At 29.6% G+C, this 14,974-nt stretch carries 12 protein-coding genes and 5 tRNA genes; 2 read left to right on the forward strand and 15 right to left on the reverse strand.

All coding sequences use genetic code 11. The features are described 5' to 3' along the window. The first annotated feature begins 38 nt into the window (after positions 1-38). Together HF520_RS13015 and HF520_RS13020 are read left to right on the forward strand one after the other, a co-directional pair. Positions 39-1,094: a DnaD domain protein gene (locus tag HF520_RS13015; RefSeq protein WP_168574399.1), complete on the forward strand. Its 1,056-nt coding sequence runs from the start codon at positions 39-41 to the stop codon at positions 1,092-1,094. An 8-nt stretch (positions 1,095-1,102) separates the two neighbouring features. Beyond that, entirely contained in the window at positions 1,103-2,092 is a 990-nt protein-coding gene (locus HF520_RS13020) for an ATP-binding protein (RefSeq protein ID WP_168574400.1), read from the forward strand. Between the two features lie 34 nt (positions 2,093-2,126). Here HF520_RS13020 and HF520_RS13025 read toward each other — a convergent pair whose 3' ends face one another. The 15 genes from HF520_RS13025 to HF520_RS13095 form a co-directional block, all read right to left on the reverse strand. After that, complete coding sequence (locus HF520_RS13025) at positions 2,127-3,161, reverse strand: threonine aldolase family protein (RefSeq protein WP_168574401.1); 1,035 nt, start codon at positions 3,159-3,161, stop codon at positions 2,127-2,129. A 115-nt stretch (positions 3,162-3,276) separates the two neighbouring features. Next, positions 3,277-3,351, reverse strand: a tRNA-Thr gene (locus tag HF520_RS13030). A gap of 14 nt (positions 3,352-3,365) precedes the next feature. Then, a tRNA-Asp gene (locus HF520_RS13035) sits at positions 3,366-3,442 on the reverse strand. 8 nt (positions 3,443-3,450) lie between these two features. Further along, positions 3,451-3,526 (reverse strand) — tRNA-Val (locus tag HF520_RS13040). A gap of 7 nt (positions 3,527-3,533) precedes the next feature. Next, positions 3,534-3,608, reverse strand: a tRNA-Glu gene (locus HF520_RS13045). Between the two features lie 5 nt (positions 3,609-3,613). Further along, positions 3,614-3,689, reverse strand: a tRNA-Lys gene (locus HF520_RS13050). Between the two features lie 196 nt (positions 3,690-3,885). Next, positions 3,886-5,238 (reverse strand): MATE family efflux transporter, encoded by a 1,353-nt coding sequence (locus HF520_RS13055; protein ID WP_168574402.1) that lies wholly within the window; start codon positions 5,236-5,238, stop codon positions 3,886-3,888. Positions 5,239-5,247: 9 nt separating this feature from the next. Beyond that, positions 5,248-6,033 (reverse strand): ABC transporter ATP-binding protein, encoded by a 786-nt coding sequence (locus HF520_RS13060; protein ID WP_168574403.1) that lies wholly within the window; start codon positions 6,031-6,033, stop codon positions 5,248-5,250. A 38-nt stretch (positions 6,034-6,071) separates the two neighbouring features. Next, positions 6,072-7,085: a FecCD family ABC transporter permease gene (locus HF520_RS13065; protein ID WP_168574404.1), complete on the reverse strand. Its 1,014-nt coding sequence runs from the start codon at positions 7,083-7,085 to the stop codon at positions 6,072-6,074. A gap of 3 nt (positions 7,086-7,088) precedes the next feature. After that, positions 7,089-8,102, reverse strand: a complete 1,014-nt coding sequence (locus HF520_RS13070; RefSeq protein WP_168574405.1) for a FecCD family ABC transporter permease — start codon at positions 8,100-8,102, stop codon at positions 7,089-7,091. An 83-nt stretch (positions 8,103-8,185) separates the two neighbouring features. Further along, positions 8,186-9,136 carry an ABC transporter substrate-binding protein gene (locus HF520_RS13075; RefSeq protein WP_168574406.1) on the reverse strand — a complete coding sequence of 317 codons (951 nt, stop codon included), beginning with the start codon at positions 9,134-9,136 and terminating at the stop codon, positions 8,186-8,188. 292 nt (positions 9,137-9,428) lie between these two features. Next, positions 9,429-10,718, reverse strand: a complete 1,290-nt coding sequence (locus tag HF520_RS13080; protein WP_168574407.1) for an adenylosuccinate synthase — start codon at positions 10,716-10,718, stop codon at positions 9,429-9,431. A 453-nt stretch (positions 10,719-11,171) separates the two neighbouring features. Continuing rightward, the gene (gene dnaB, locus HF520_RS13085; protein WP_168574408.1) at positions 11,172-12,500 is read right to left on the reverse strand and encodes a replicative DNA helicase; all 1,329 of its coding nucleotides are present in this window, start codon (positions 12,498-12,500) and stop codon (positions 11,172-11,174) included. A gap of 23 nt (positions 12,501-12,523) precedes the next feature. Continuing rightward, positions 12,524-12,973, reverse strand: coding sequence for a 50S ribosomal protein L9 (gene rplI, locus HF520_RS13090; protein WP_168574409.1), 450 nt, complete (start codon positions 12,971-12,973; stop codon positions 12,524-12,526). Next, complete coding sequence (locus HF520_RS13095; protein ID WP_168574410.1) at positions 12,974-14,968, reverse strand: DHH family phosphoesterase; 1,995 nt, start codon at positions 14,966-14,968, stop codon at positions 12,974-12,976. It abuts the gene before it with no gap. Between the last annotated feature and the right edge of the window lie 6 nt (positions 14,969-14,974).

The raw sequence follows: 14,974 nt of genomic DNA on the forward strand, positions 1-14,974 counted from the left end.
AATACCTTTTATGATATAATTTAATCTGAGGTGATAAAATGTTTTTTAAGGAAGTTAATGAAATAGATTTAGGAGAAACTACAATTGCCAATATCTTCATAGATATATTTATGCCTATGGCAAATGGTTTATACGTAAAAGTTTATCTTTTAGGTTATAGACAAGCATGTGACTCTAATTCCAATCCTAAATTTGATAATAGCTCTATAGCAAAAAATTTAAATGTTCCTTTATCAGATGTAATAGATGCTTGGAAGTTTTGGGAGAAAAAAAGCATAATTAAGATGCATAAAAACGACGGAATGGATGATTATGACTACTCTATAGAATTTTTAGACTTGAAGAGATTTTATATGGAAAATATGCATATTAATACTACCTCTATAAAATCTAACAGTGATAGCATTGTATCTGTTGCTGAAAATCCTAGCATAAGAAAAATGTTTAATTCAATTAATCAAATAATTGGTCGATACCTTGACCCTAGCGAAAAAATTAATATTCTAGATATTATGAATAAATATAATCTTGATCCAGATATGGTATTATATGCATATCAATATGTAAAGGACAAGTATGGTTCAGCTAGGCCTGTTAGATATATTGAAACAATACTTAGAAGTTGGTATGATTCTAATTTATATACACCTCAAGATGTTGAAAATAGCTTTGCAGTAAGAAAAGAAAGATATGTACTATACAAAACTATTTTCAATGAGTTAGGATTTTATAGGCAACCATCTAAAGAAGAAGAGCGTATTATGGATACTTGGTTAGATAAGTATCACATGGATATAGAAGTGATACTAGAAGCTTGCTCTAAGTCAAAGAATGTATCTAAACCATCTATATCTTATATAAATGGAATAATTGAGAAATGGAAAGATAAGAATATTAATACTTTAGAGGATATAAAAGTTTTAGACGAAGAGTATAAGACTAAAAATCAGAATAAATTTACAAGCAAAACCTCTAATAAAAATGTTCCTCAAGCTAAAACTAGATATCATAATATAAATCAAACATTTAAAAATTATAGTCCTGATGAATTAGAAAAGCTTCTTCAAGAAAGTCAAAAAGGTAAATTTAAGTAGGTGATTAAATGAAAGAATCTAAACTAAGAGAAATTTTGGTTTCTTATGAAAGAAAACGTGATAAAGCTGAATCAGATTTAGAAGATAGAAAAAGAGATGTATATAATCAGATACCAGAAATAAAAGCTATTGATGATGAGGTCTCTAAACTTGGTTTAAAATTGGCTAGACTAGTTCTTACAAATCCATCAAATAAAGATGAAATTATTAATGAATCTCAAATTAAAATGTCTGAGTTAAAATCAAAGAAAGACATTTTATTAAAGCAATATAAAGTTCCGGAATGGTATTTAGACATTCAATATCATTGTCCTATTTGCAAAGATAGAGGCTTTCTTGAAAACGGACACAAGTGTAACTGTTTAAAGCAAGAAATTATAAATGATGCTTATAAAATGTCAAATTTATCAAGAGTGCTTGAAAGCCAAAACTTTTCTACTTTAGATACATCTATTTTCTCTAGAGAAAAGGTTCCAGGTGCAAATATATCACCTTATGAAAATATTTTAGAGATAGTATCTATTTGCGAACTATTTATAATGCATTTTGATAAAGATAATGATGAAAATCTATTATTTTATGGTGATACTGGCCTAGGAAAAACATTTATGTGTAACTGTATAGCAAAAGCATTATTAGATAAAGGTTACTTAGTTATATATCAAACTGCATTTAAAATGTTTGAAGTTATAGAAGATTATAAGTTTAAAAATTCTGATAGTCATATAAGCAAAGATAATTATGAAAATTTATTTGACTGTGATCTTTTGATAATAGATGACTTAGGTACTGAACTTACAAATTCTTTTACTAATAGTGAATTATTTAATATAATAAACACTAGATTATTATCTGGTAAAAAAACCATTATATCTACTAATTTATCTCCTATGCAATTAGGATCTGAATATGCCCAAAGAATTTTTTCTAGGGTGTTTGATAGGTTTAAAATGGTTAAATTTATAGGTAAAGATTTAAGATGGGAAAATAAAAAGTAGAAGAAATACTATTAAGTATTTTCTTCTACTTTTTTTATATATTACTCTTTATTCTTGCTAAAACTTTTATAAACTCTTCGCAAACTTCTTTTTTAGTTGCAAATGAAGTAACAAGTCTTATAGCAGATCTATTTTCATCTATTTTTTCCCATATGCTAAATCCATAATATTTTTCTAATTCATTAAGCACACTATTATTAAGTATTGGGAATATTTGATTTGATGGAGAGTTTACAAAGAAATCATAACCAAGATTATTTATACCTTCTCTAAGTATATCTGCCATATCATTCTCATGTTTTCCTATTTCAAAGAATAAATCATCTTTAAATAGTTCTATAAACTGTATTCCTAATAATCTTCCCTTAGCAAGCATTGCTCCTTTTTGCTTTAAATTATATCTAAAATCATCTTGTAAGTTTTTATTACATATAACTAATGCTTCTCCTAAAAGAGTACCATTTTTTGTTCCACCTATATAAAATATATCAGTTAATTTACTTATATCTTCTAAAGTTAAGTCATTCTCCCTGCATGTTATTGCTGAACCTAATCTAGCTCCATCCATAAATAGTATTAAATTATTCTCCTTACATACTTGACTTAAGTTCTCTAATTCACTTTTTGTGTAAATAGTTCCAATTTCAGTTGAGTTAGATATGTAAACTAACTTAGGCTTTACAACATGTTCATTACTATACTTAGTTAGAACTAATAATATATCTTCTTTTCTAAGCTTTCCATCCTCAACATCTATAGGTATTACTTTATGTCCTGTTGCTTCTATAGATCCTGCTTCATTTACGTATATATGCCCTGTATTTGCAGATATTACTGCTTCATATGGTCTTAAAAATGAAGATATTGCGATTAAATTAGTTTGTGTTCCACCTGATATAAAATGTACATCTACCTCTTGATTGTTTAGCTTATCTTTAATTAATTTTTCAGCTTGTTCACAATATGTATCTTTTCCATATCCTTCGCTTTGCTCTAAATTTGTTCTTAATAAAGTTTCAAGTATTCTAGGATGCGCTCCCTCACTATAATCATTTTTAAAGCTATACATAATACCCCCTACATACTATATATTTTTTATAAGTCTATCTTAACATTTTTGCACTTATATATCTATAAAGTTGATTATACAAAAAAAACGCTTAGAAAAATTCTAAGCGTTTGATTGGAGCTGGTGATAGGAATCGAACCTACAACCTGCTGATTACAAGTCAGCTGCTCTACCGTTGAGCCACACCAGCAAAGTGTATTTAATTGGCGACCTGGAAGGGACTCGAACCCTCGACCTCCAGCGTGACAGGCTGGCATTCTAACCAGCTGAACTACCAGGCCGCATTAAATGGTGGGACTAACAGGGCTCGAACCTGTGACCCCCTGCTTGTAAGGCAGGTGCTCTCCCAGCTGAGCTATAGTCCCGGGAAAATGGTGACCCATAGGGGAATCGAACCCCTGTTACCGCCGTGAAAGGGCGGTGTCTTGACCGCTTGACCAATGGGCCATAAATGGTGATCCATCCGCGACTCGAACGCGGGACACCCTGATTAAAAGTCAGGTGCTCTACCGACTGAGCTAATGGATCATCTTTATATTTAGCGAGTTGTTTTTCGACTTTTTTCGTCGTTTCTCTCACTCACAAATATTATTATATATACTTTACTATATTTCGTCAACACTTTTTTAAAACTTTTTTTATTTTTTTATTATATTTTTATAAAAGGCAGTATTTCCAATACTTATAGCTAGTATTTTTTTACTGCCTTTTACTTTTTTTATATTTATGCAAAAGTTTTTACTTTTTCTGACTTAAATTCTTTAATTAAAAATATACTTACTATTATCATTGCACCTATATCTGATATAGGTTGAGATATCCAGACACCATTTAATCCAAATATTTTAGGAATTATATAAATTATAGGTATCAATAAAATAACTTGTCTTAACAATGTTAAGAACATAGATACTTTAGCTTTTCCAACTGATTGGAAATAAACTGGGCCTAATATACTTACACCTACTAGAGGTAATGTTATTAAATTTAAATCTATACCTTTAACTGCTAATTCCATTAATTCTTTGTCATTTGTAAATATTCCCACAAATAATTCTGGTACTAATTTAACTGCTATAAGACCTAGTGTTAGTATTATAGTTGAAACTATTAAAGCTAATCCTAAAGTCTTCTTAGCTCTGTTATATTGTTTTGCACCATAGTTATATGCTATTATTGTCTGCATCCCTTGACTTAATCCAAATATAGGCATTAAGAACATTAGTGATATAGAAGTTACTGCTGTCATGGCTCCAATTGCTAGGTCTCCTCCATATACTTTTAAAACTTTATTCGTAACTAAATGTATTGACCCTGCTGCAAGTTCCATTGCAAAAGGAGTTAATGCTATAATTATAATAGCTTTAACTATTTTTTTATCTAATTTTATATTATTTACTCTTAGTTTTAATGTAGATTTTCCTTTTGTAAAATAATAAGAAGTCCATATAAATGTAACTAGCTGACAGATTACAGTCCCTATAGCTGCTCCTTTAATTCCAAACCCAAAACCAAATATAAAAATTGGATCTAGAATTAAATTTAGTATACACGTACTTATCATCATATTTGCCGCGAGCTTTGGATTTCCTTCAGCTCTTATAGCTCCATTTAGTGAAAATCCAGGTAAATTAAATATCGCTCCAAAGCAAATTACACTCATGTATTCTCTAGCATATTTTATAGTATGTTCACTAGCTCCAAACATATAAAGTGATTTATCTAAGAAGAATATAGCTCCAATAGTTATTATAACTCCTACTACTAATTCTAATGCAAATGTACTTCCTAATATTTTTTCTGCTTCTTCTTTATTATTTTCACCTAACTTTATTGATATATTTGTACTTCCACCTACTGATATAGATACTGCAAATGCCCCTATTATAGTGAGCATTGGCATAGTTACACCTAGACCTGATATAGCTAGTGCCCCTACATTTGGTATTGATCCTATAAAAGCTCTATCTACAGTATTGTAAAGAGATGCTGCCATCATGGCCAAAATAGCAGGTACAGAATATTTTAATAAAAGTTTACTTATTTTTTCGTCTCTTAGTACTTGTTGATTTTCCATTTTGTCACCTTATACAACCATATCATAAGTTATGCACACTGGCTTATTATTTCTAGGGTCAGATACTATTTCAGCATCTATATTAAATAACTCTTTTAAGTTCTCTTTAGTCATAACATCATGTGCACTTCCTTCACATACTACTCGACCTTTTTTTACACCTATCATATGATCTGCAAACCTAGCTGCATTATTAAGTTCATGTATTACCATTACTATAGTTGTCCCTTGTTTTTTATTTAATTCTTCTAACAATTTTAATACTTCTAATTGATGAGCTAAGTCTAAGTAAGTTGTAGGCTCATCTAGTATAAGTATATCTGTTTGTTGAGCTAGTGCCATAGCTATCCAAGCCCTCTGTCTTTGTCCTCCTGATAAAGCTTCCATAGGTCTATGTCTAAATTCTTCCATACCAGTTGATTTAAGTGCCCATGTTACTATGTCATTGTCTTCTTTTTTCATTTTCCCAAAACCTTTTTGATGAGGGAATCTTCCATAAGATATTAATTCTTCTACTGTAAGTCCACTTGGTGCTTGTGGACTTTGAGGAAGAACTGCCATAGTCTTAGCTAATTCCTTTGGACTTTGTTGTTTTATATTTATATTATTTACAAATATATCTCCGCTTTTTGGTTGTATTATTCTAGCTATTGTTTTTAATATTGTAGATTTACCACAACCATTTGAGCCTATTATTGTAGTTATTTTACCTTTTGGTATATCTAAATTTAAATCTTTTACTATATCTAAATTACCGTAAGAAATATTTAAGTTTCTAGTACTTATACAGTTCATATTTATCTCCTTTTAAATATAATTTTTATCTAATACTATTAGTCCACTAACATTAGATAAATAAAATACGGAACACCTATTACAGCTACAACTATTCCCACAGGAATTTCCATAGGTGCAATTATATTTCTTGCTATGGTATCTCCTACTAATAGGATTACACTTCCTACTAAAGCTGCAGTAGGTATTAATTTAATATGTTTTGGTCCTACTAATTTTCTAGCTATATGAGGAGCAACTAATCCTAAAAATCCTATACTTCCTGCCACAGATGTTGCAACCCCTGCTAATATTACAGAAAAAATTATTAATTTTATTCTTTCTTTTTCTACTTGTACACCTAAACCAGTAGCCACTTCATCTCCCAAGTTTAGTGCATCTAAGTATCTCGATTTATATAATGTTAATAAAGTTACTACTAAAATAAATGGTAATACTGCTAATACATACTTCCAGTTAGTACCCCATATACTTCCATTTGTCCAAGCCATAACTCTATTAAATTCTTGTGTTGTAAACTTTAACTGGAATATTGTAAGTAATGATGTAAATGCTATATTTATCCCTATCCCTACTAATAATAATCTAGAAGAATTTATTCCTTTTTTCCAAGCAAGTACATATATTAAAAATGCTCCAAATAAAGCACCACTAAGTGCTACTATTGGCATTGTAAATATAGTAAAGTTGCTTACACCATCATATACATTTCCATTAATTAAAAAGATATATATTACTACAAATAATGCCGAGCCTGAGTTTATACCAAGTATACCAGAGTCTGCTAAGTCATTTTTAGTAACACCTTGAAGTATAGTCCCAGATACTGCTAAAGCCGTACCAACCAGTATTCCTAGCACTATTCTAGGTAATCTTAATTTAAATATAGCTATTTCTTGAGCCTTTGAGCCTTGTCCTAGTAAAGTTTGTATTACTTCTCCTGGGCTTATTGCTAAAGAACCTGTATTTAAACTAATTAAAAAAATACCAAATATCATAAGGATTAATATTGATATAATTAGTGTAAATTTTTTATTTTTACTTATCTTCATAATCTATTTTACATCCTTTCTAACAAGGTATATAAATACAGGTACTCCTAAAAGTGCTGTTAACGAACCTATTGGAGTTTCATATGGTGGGTTTATCATTCTTGCTAATATATCACTATATACTAATAAAACTGAACCTAATACCATTGAACTAGGTATAATGTATTTATAATCAGCACCTACTATTGCCTTTACTATTTGAGGAATTATAAGACCTACAAAAACTATATTACCTGCTACCGAAACAGATGCACCTGTTAATAATATTACTAATACTATACTTATAAACCTTATTTGATTTGTCTTTTGTCCTAAACCTATGGCAACTTCTTCACCTAAACTTAGTATAGTTATTTTAGGCGATAAAATAATTGCCCCTATTAAAGCAATACCTCCTACTAAGGATAACATTGCTATACTACTCCATTTTGCACCAGTTACTCCACCTGATATCCAAAAGCTAAGCTGTTGAGATAAGTTAAAGCACATTGATATACCCATAGCTAATGATATTAATAATGTACCTAATGCAGTTCCTGCAAGTGCAAGTTTAACAGGGTCTACCTTTCTTATACTTCTAGAACTTACAAAATAAACTAAAAATCCACTTATACTTGCTCCTAAAAATGCAAACATCATCATGGAAAAACTGCTCATTATTAAGTTTGGATTTAATCTTTGTAATACAAATGCTACTGCTATCATAAATGTAGCACCTTGTGTTATACCCATTACAGACGGTTCTGCTATTGGGTTTCTAGTTATACCTTGCATTATGGCACCTGCTACTGATAAAAATCCTCCTACAAGTGCTGCTGCAATAGCTCTAGGTATTCTTACATCTCTAATTATTTTAGTGTTTATATTATCGCTATCGTGAAAAATGCTATTAATTATTGTTGATATGTCTATATTCTTTGCTCCTAAAGAAATAGATGTTATTATTCCTATTACAAGTAATATTAGACCTATAATCATAAGCAAACATGCTGCTTTTTTTCTATTAATCTTTTTCATCTATCCTCCCATAAATTTATCTATAAATACGAATAGTAGGTGAAGATCTATATATAGCTTCCACCTACTATTTTATTTATATATTATTTTACAAGTTCTTCCTTAATTGTATCTAATTCTAATAATCTTCCTATTGGATTATATGCTTGGCTGAAGTGTGGACTTTGATTTAAGAATATTACATTTCCTTCTTTTACAGCCCTTATTTGGTTCCATACAGAACTATTTTCTAATTCAGCTTTATCAGATTCACTACCTATAATTATTAAATTATCAGCATCTATTTCAGCTAAACCTTCCATAGTAACTTTAGGTAATTCTATTGAATCTTGTCCTGGCATATTTTCAGGTTGCTTAAGATCTAAATCTTCTTTTAATACTGTTCCTAATCCAGCATTAGTGAATGCATAGAATTGACCATTTGCTAAATCTGTTGATAATACTGCGTAAGTTTCATCTTCACCTCTTGCAGTTTTTATTTCTTTACCTATTGTTTCAGCTTTTGCATAGTAAGTATCTAACCATGCTTGAGCTTCTTCTTCTTTATCAAATATATCAGCTACGTCCATTAATTTAGCTTCCCAGTCATTGTATTCATCATCTAACATAACTACTGGTGCTATTTCTTTTAATTGGTCATATATTTTTTCTTGTCTTGGTGCCATTATTATTAAGTCTGGATTTAACCCAAGTATTGATTCTATATCAGCAGTATCCATCATAGAATGTCCTACTACTTTAGCGTTTCCTAATTCTTCTTGTACATATGCCGGCACTGAATCTGTATTATATGAATCAACGTTAGATGTACCTACTGGAGTATATCCAAGTACTACTAACTCTTCACTGTTTCCTGATATATCTACTATTCTTTCTGGATTAGCTGGTATTTCAACTTCTCCTTTTGCAGAGTTCACTATTCTTGTTTCTTCACTTGCATTATTTGAATCATTTTTATTATTTGAACATCCTGTTAATATCCCGATAGACATTGTCGCTACCGTAAGTAATGTTATTAATTTTCTCTTTCTCATTTTTGTATCCTTCCTTTGTATGTTATTATCAATCCTTAGTTAATGATAATCATTTTCGTTGTATGTGTATTTTTATTATACCTCTTTTTTTATATTAGTCAATATATTTTTTAAAATTATATTTATATTTTTATTATTTTTTTTAGATATTTTCACACAATTTATGTCGAATTAAATTATTCACAATATACTTATACCTCATTTTTATATTTTTACACATAAAAAAGAGTTTTATTAGAATAAATTAAAAACATTATGCCTAATAAAACTCTTAAAATTTAATTGTTATATTTTATGCAAATATATTTTTTCTTATTATAGTCTGAGATCTATTCGGTCCAACAGAAACCATATCTATATTAACTCCAACTAATTCTTCTATTCTAGCTATATATTTCTTAGCATTTTCAGGAAGATCTTCAAATTTTTCTACGTTAGTTATATCTTCATTCCATCCATCTAACTCTTCATATATAGGTTCACATTTTGCTAAATCTTCTAGTGATGCTGGGAAGTTATGTATTATCTTATCTCCCATTTTATAAGCTGTACATATATTTATTTTATCAAATCCTGTTAATACGTCTAAAAGCATAAATGATATACTAGTTAATCCATTAACTCTTGCTGCATACTTTACTATAACAGCATCAAACCAACCACATCTTCTTGCTCTTCCAGTTACAGTTCCAAACTCATGACCTTGAACTCTTATTCTTTCTCCAATTTCATTATCTAGTTCCGTAACAAAAGGACCTTCTCCAACTCTTGTAGTATAAGCTTTTACTATTCCTACAACATCTTTTATCATGTTAGGACCAACACCTGCACCTACAGCGAATCCTCCTGATATAGGATGAGATGATGTAACATATGGGTATGTTCCTAAGTCTAAATCTAATAAAGTTCCTTGAGCACCTTCAAATAATACTCTTTTACCATCTTTTATTGCATCATAAACAATAACAGATGTATCTGCTACGTATTTTCTTATTTTTTCAGCATATTCTAAATACTCATTGTATATTTCTTCAAAATTAAACATTGCCTCTTTACCATAAACACCTATAACTAATTTATTCTTAGCGTCTACTTGAGCTTTTAATTTTTTAGCAAATATATCCTTATCCATTAAATCACATATTCTAATTCCAGATCTCTCTGTTTTATCCATGTAACAAGGACCTATACCTTTTTTAGTAGTACCTATTTTGTTGTCTCCTCTAGCTTCTTCAGCTAATGCATCTAATTCTTTATGGTATGGGAACACAACATGAGCTCTATCACTTATCTTTATGTTACTTGTATCTATATCATTGCTATTAAGCATATCTATCTCTTCTAAAAAACCTTTAGGATCAAAAACTATACCATTACCTATTACATTTATAGTATTAGGGTTTAGTATTCCGGATGGTATTAAACGTAAAGCAAACTTTTTGCCTTCTACAACTAATGTATGTCCAGCATTATTTCCACCTTGTCCTCTTATTACTACATCAGCTTGTGTGGCAAGATAATCTATTACTTTACCCTTTCCTTCGTCTCCCCACTGAGATCCTACAACTGCTACTGTTTTCATTAACTTCACCTCTGATTTGTTTTTTCGAACACTTTACTTGTTTATTCTATCAAACATTCGCTACATTTTCAAACATTTTTATAGTATTCAGTTTTTTAATATGTGTTTATATAATTTAATTCTATATATTATACGATTCTTCTAATATAGAATTTTTATTCTTTTAATTTATTTGTTTATCATTCCTTTTTATGGATATATATACTACTAATTACATTCAACACATTTTATCCTATTAACTAATTTACATTTGTAAATATTAAAAGCTGTATAAAACTATCAATTTTACTAGTTTTACACAGCTTTTTCTACTTATCAACAGTTATCAACAGACGTTCTGTGGATAGTGTGGATAATACTTCGTCTATTTTCCAATCTTTATTTATAATTTCTGCCAAATATCCACATAAATATTTTTTTATAGAAAATTTGTTCTGTGGATATTTATTAGTATTACATATCTCTAGCTTTATCTGCAAATTTTTGAACTTCTCCTAGCCAAACTAATTCTACTGAACCAGTTTCACCATGTCTATTTTTCGCAATTAATACTTCACCTATATTTTTACGTTCTGAATCTGGATGATAATACTCATCTCTATATAAAAACATAACTATATCTGCATCTTGTTCTATTGATCCAGACTCTCTTAAGTCTGATAGCATCGGTCTATGGTCAGCTCTTTGCTCAGGTGCACGCGATAACTGAGAAAGTGCTACTACAGGACAATTTAACTCTTTTGCTATTATCTTTAGTGATCTAGATATTTTAGCTATTTCTTGTTGTCTACTTTCATTATTACCTTCACCCTCCATAAGCTGAAGATAATCTATAAGTATTAAATCTAGACCCTTTTCTATTTTTAGCTTTCTACACTTAGATCTTAATTCTGATATTTTTATACCAGGAGTATCATCTATATGTATATTAGCATTTGATAAAACAGCCATCGCATCAATTATCCTTGGCCAATCATTCTCATCTAAAGTACCCGTTTTTATCTTCTTTAACTCTACATGAGATTGAGCTGCTAGCATACGCTGTACTAATTGATCCTTAGACATCTCCAAACTAAATACCGCTACAGATGCATCTCCTTTTAAAGCTGCATTTTGGACTAAGTTTAAAGAAAATGCAGTTTTACCCATTGCAGGACGAGCTGCTATTAATATTAAGTCAGTTCTTTGAAGCCCATTTATTTTTTTATTTAAATCTTTAAATCCTGTTGTTATGCCCGTTACATCACTTTTATTAGTGTATAATTTTTCAATCATATCATAGGCATCTACTAAAACCTCGTTTATAGACTTAAAGTCATCACTAGCTTTTTCTTGGGATATATCAAATATTCTTTTTTCTGCTTTTTCTAGAACTTCTTCTACCTTTACAGAATTTTCATATCCTAAATTTATTATATCATTAGATGCTTTTATAAGCTGTCTAAGCACCGACTTCTCTTTTACTATATCTGCATAGTATTTAACATTAGAAGTTGTAGGCACTATTGTAGAAAGACTTGTTATATAACTTATTCCTCCAACATCATCTAGATGTCCCTGTTTTCTTAATTCTTCTGTCAAAGTGATTAAATCTATCGGCTCATTCTTGTTACTTAACTTAAGCATGCATTCATAAATAATCTTGTGCGCTTCTTTATAAAAATCACTTGGTCTTATAGTTTCACTGACTGTTATTATTGCATCCTTATCTAATAATATAGAACCTAATATAGATTGTTCTGATTCCACACTATGGGGAGGTATTCTCGTTACGTCTTCCATTTAAATCACCTCGAGCATACAATCTATTGTTTTTCTTTTACATCTACTCTTATTTTTGTAACAACCTTTTGATGTATTTTTATTTCAACAAAAGTTGAACCTAAAACTCTTATTGGTTCTTCTAATAATACTTTTCTTTTATCAACTACTACTTCGTGTTGCTTCTTCAATTGTTCAGCTATATCTTTAGAAGTTATTGAACCAAATAATCTTCCGCCTTCTCCAGCTTTAGAATATATTACTATATTCATTTCTTCCATTTTCTTTCCTAATTCTACAGCTGCTTCATATTCTTTTTGAGCTTTATTTTCTATTGCTTTATTTTTTTCATTTAGTTCCTTCATAGCAGTGTTATCTGCTACTACTGCCATCTTCTTAGGTAGTAAGAAGTTTCTTGCATAACCATCACTTACTTCTTTTACTTCTCCTTTTTTACCTGTACCCTTTACATCTTTTAATAAAATTACTTTCATCTATTCTTCCTCCTGTAAGTACTCTTGTATTATTTCATACACCTCTTTGTATGCATCTTCTAGGCTAGAATTTTCAATTTGTGCTCCAGCTATATCTAAGTGACCTCCGCCACCTAGTTTTTCCATTAAAACTTGGACGTTTATATGTCCAAATGACCTTGAACTTATAAATACTGTTTCATTCTTTCTTCCTAGGACAAAAGATGCTTCTATGCCTTTTACACTTAACAATTCATCTGCTGCTTGAGCAATTACAACATTTATATTTTCTATTTCTCTATCTGAATATGCTAAGGCAATTCTATTGTCTATTACTTTGGAATTTTTTATAATATCAGCTTTCGTTATAAAGTCTTGTACATCCGAGTTAAACATCTTCTTAACTTCTACAGTATCAGCACCCATTTTTTTCAAATAAGAAGCCGCTTCAAATGTTCTTACTCCAGTTTTAAATGCAAAGTGCTTTGTATCTAGAATTATACCTGCTAAAAGGCCCTCTGCTGTTATTTTATTTATTTTTACGTTTTCTTCCATATATTGAACTAATTCTGTAACCATCTCACAAGTTGATGATACATATATTTCGTGGAATAATAATACTGCATCATTTATAAATTCTACACCTCTTCTATGGTGATCTATAACAACTATTTTTTTAGTCAATCCTAAAAGTTCTGGGCACTCTGTATATCCAGGTCTATGTGTATCAACAACAACTACAAGTGTATTCTTATTACAATTTCTTATAGCATCATCTTTATTTATAAATATATTATTGTAGTACTCTTGATTTTCTAATCTTTTTACAAATTCGTCTATTGATTCATTTGACGAATCTAGTACTATATTTGCTTCTTTATTGCATGATTTACATATATCATAAATCCCTACAGCAGAACCCATAGCATCCATGTCCGGATATTTATGTCCCATTATATATACTTGACTGCTTCCTAATATAACTTCTCTTAAAGCATGTCCTATCAGCCTTGATTTAACTTTTGTTGTTTTTTCAACAGCTTTAGATTTACCACCATAAAATGCAAACTTATCTTCAGTTTTTATAACAGCTTGATCTCCACCTCTACCTAAGGCTAAATCTAAAGCACTATTTGCAAGTTTAAAGTTTTCATTTACTGTTTCTCCATCTATACCTACACCTATACTTATTGTTACAGGTAGACTATTTCCATGGTTTATATTTCTTATATTATCTAAAATTGCAAATTTACTTTCTTCTACTTCATTTAACTCTTTTTTGTTCATTATTAATATAAACTTATCTTTTGATGTTCTTTTCAATGCACTTTTGGTGTTAGTTTCCAAAGATGTTAACATTTTTTCTATTTCTAAGTTTATTAAAGGTCTGTTTTCTTCACTTGTACTCTTTAATACTTCATCATATCCATCAACTTGAATCAACATAATTACATTTTTCTCTTCATTATATTTTTTTTCAAGTTCTAAATAGTCTGTTTTATCTAACCAATAGAGCATCATTAAATACTTCGCATTTTTTTCTTGCTCATTTTTTATTACATTATAAACTACTGTATATTCTCTATCCTTATATTTTACCTCTGTATACAATTCCTTGTTTTCATTTAGTACTTTTCTAAGGTTTAAATTTTTTATTATACTATCTATGTTTATACCTAATAAATCAGCTGACTCTGTCATTTTATAGAATTTATTATTGTACCATGATATAGTTCCATCAAACTCAAGTATACATAGAGGTATAGGAAGATTCATTATAGCCTTTTTGGTTGTCTCATCTATATCTAAAGATAAGTTTTGAATATATTTAGTCCATTCTTTTTTTCTAATATTAGCTATTCTCCAGTTATGAAAGACTATATATATAAAACCAAAGAAAAATAAACAACCTACATATAAATTATAGAAAAGTAGTAAAGTACTTGTTATTCCTATAATTATTATATATATATTTATTTCTGGCATATTTATTTTAAAACTTGGTTTACTCCTCATTTCTAC

It is taken from the genome of Romboutsia sp. CE17, from assembly GCF_012317385.1.
Lineage (GTDB): Bacteria > Bacillota > Clostridia > Peptostreptococcales > Peptostreptococcaceae > Romboutsia_E.